Raw genomic sequence first — 2,005 nt, 5'->3', positions numbered from 1 at the left:
TCTGATGTCACAAAAGAGTCCATATACAATGAGTCATATGGGAATCCGTTTTTTATAGTGGAGTATCTTGAAAATATAGGGGAAGACGGTACTATAAAAAATATTTTCACTGAAAAGATAATTGCTGTTTTTATGGAGAAAATTCAGAGTTTATCAGAGGCTGAAGAGAAATTGCTAAAGATTTTATCACTATTTAATATAGGTCTAGAGCTAGAAACTCTTAAAAAATTATACGGTTTTAACAGAGAGCAAGTGAGAGAGATTTTAAGAAATCTTATCTTATCCGGAATAATAAAGGAGAAGTACGGTTTTGATGAGGTCAGGTATAAATTTAAGCATAATAAATTTAAGGAGTTTATTTACTCTCTTATAGGGGTAACTGAAAAAATAGAACTCTATAAAAAGGTACGTGAAAAACTTGGAACTACTCAAATAAAAGATGAAAAAAGTTTCTTATGTCTTAAAAATTCAGATTATTCTTCATAATACAAAATTAATATTATAAAATTATAAAAGAGCCTCCCGTAGGGAGGCTCTTTTTGATTTATAGAATACTTTCTTAGTTAGCCTTTTTTTCTTCTTTGTCTAACATGCTCTGGATAATCACGGCACATGATGCGTCTCCTGTAATGTTTACAGCCGTTCTCATCATGTCAAAGATTCTGTCAACACCGAAAAGCAGTGGAAGAGCCTGTACAGGTAACCCTGCAGCCAATAGAACTGCAACTACAAGGAGTGAAGGACCCGGCACCCCGGCTTGTCCTATAGATCCAATTGTAGCAGTAATTATTATTGCCACATACTGAGTCATTCCAAGCTGGATTCCATACATCTGTGCAAAGAACATAGCACAAAGGGCATAATATATGGCATTACCATCCATATTTATAGTGGCTCCAAGAGGCAGTACAAATGAAGTTGTTTCATTTGATACTTCTAATTCTTCTTCACAAACTTCAAAAGTTACAGGAAGAGTAGCCATCGATGAAGCTGTGGAAAGGGCAACTATCTGAGCTTTTGATATTTTCTTAATGAATTTTGAAGGAGAAGTGTCGGAGAACATCTTAACCAGTAACGGATAAACACCAAATGTCTGTAATGCAAGAGCAACAGTATAAACAATAAGTAATTTAAGTACTAAAGCTAAGATGTCATAACCAAATGTTCCAACAGCATCAGCCATTAGTCCGAAAACCCCTATAGGAGCAAGAAGCATTACTTTTAATATCATCCATATCATAGCTTCATTAAGTCCTTCAAGCATTTTGATAACTGGTTCTTTCTTTTCTTTTACAAGCTTTGAAAGAGCTATACCAAGAAATAAACTAAAAAATAAAATCTGTAAAATGTTTCCGTTAACTAATCCCTCTAGAGGATTGGTAGGTATAATTCCTAAGATAGTATCCCAGAATCCAGCAATTTCTCCTCTGGATGCAAGTTCACCGGTCTTATCTAAGAACTGCTCCGGGAGACTTCCTTCCTGTAATCCCACACCAGGTTTGAATATTCCTCCAAATACAAGTCCTAAAGCCACAGCTACAGCGGTAGTTCCTAAGTAATAGACGAATGTTCCAATACCTATTTTTCCAGCTGATTTTGTCTCTCCCAGTGAAGATGCACCTAAAATAATTGATACTGTTACAAGCGGAATAACCATCATTTTGATCAGATGAATAAAAATATTACCCAAAGGTGCAAACATTACAGCTTTTTCCTTTAAAACTGCACCAGTGACTATACCGAGCAGCATGGCAATTAAAATTGCGACCCCTAAGTTTAACTTTCCTTTTTTCATGAATCCCTCCCTAGTAAAATTTTATACATTGTATCAGATTGCTCTGGTTTTAACATCACTAAAAATTAACTTTTAATGAAAAATTAATTAAGTTTTATAGAAAAACATTATAAACAGGATGAATATATAACGGATATTAACATTTATAGAACTGATTGTCAAGCAAATAGAGGACTAAATGGATTTTTTTGTAAAATAAGAGTTCATATA

Annotated in this window: 2 protein-coding genes; one reads left to right on the top strand and one right to left on the bottom strand. The window is 34.0% G+C overall.

Going from position 1 to position 2,005, the window contains the following annotated elements; all coding sequences use genetic code 11:
- A partial coding sequence (locus tag ABZA26_RS13800; protein WP_372715072.1) for a hypothetical protein occupies positions 1-486 on the top strand: 486 nt, incomplete at its 5' end.
- Positions 487-559: 73 nt separating this feature from the next.
- Here the strand turns inward: ABZA26_RS13800 and ABZA26_RS13795 are convergent.
- Positions 560-1,795: a dicarboxylate/amino acid:cation symporter gene (locus ABZA26_RS13795; RefSeq protein WP_372715071.1), complete on the bottom strand. Its 1,236-nt coding sequence runs from the start codon at positions 1,793-1,795 to the stop codon at positions 560-562.
- Positions 1,796-2,005: the final 210 nt, after the last annotated feature.

It is taken from the genome of Ilyobacter sp. (genome assembly GCF_041583315.1).
Classification (GTDB): domain Bacteria; phylum Fusobacteriota; class Fusobacteriia; order Fusobacteriales; family Fusobacteriaceae; genus Ilyobacter.
Note: the sequence above shows the minus strand (reverse complement) of the source record. Positions and strands in the feature narration are given on the sequence as shown.

Excerpts from the sequence above, each read along its gene's own strand:
- ABZA26_RS13795 (WP_372715071.1), bottom strand. The coding sequence starts at position 1,795 with ATGAAAAAAGGAAAGTTAAACTTAGGGGTCGCAATTTTAATTGCCATG.